At 64.3% G+C, this 283-nt stretch carries 1 protein-coding gene; it reads right to left on the reverse strand.

Translation table 11 applies throughout. From position 1 onward, the window contains the following. Window positions 1-36: 36 nt before the first annotated feature. On the reverse strand, window positions 37-283 hold a 247-nt coding region (locus tag OA56_RS05840; protein WP_461584026.1), incomplete at its 5' end, for a transposase.

A 283-nucleotide genomic window follows, 5' to 3' on the forward strand; every position in this document is an offset into this window, starting at 1 on the left:
CGGCCGCTTTGGGCACACTGCGGCCGTGGGTGGGCCTCACCAAGGGATGGCACCAGACTTCACGAGCCACACCGTTCGTCGAAGGTTGTAGCAGGCAGCCATCAGGGTAAGCGCAAAGTCGGCTCTGGCTCGTCCAATGGTGCGGATCATCTTGCCGCCCATGTGTTCGATCGCGGCAAACACGTGCTCGACCCGGGCACGGACGCGGGCAATGCGTGTGTTGCGTGCTTTTTGCCGCTTGGGCAGTGGCCGATGGGGCTTGGCCTTGCGCTGGATCTGCGGC

Source organism: Tepidiphilus sp. HLB4, assembly GCF_054823945.1.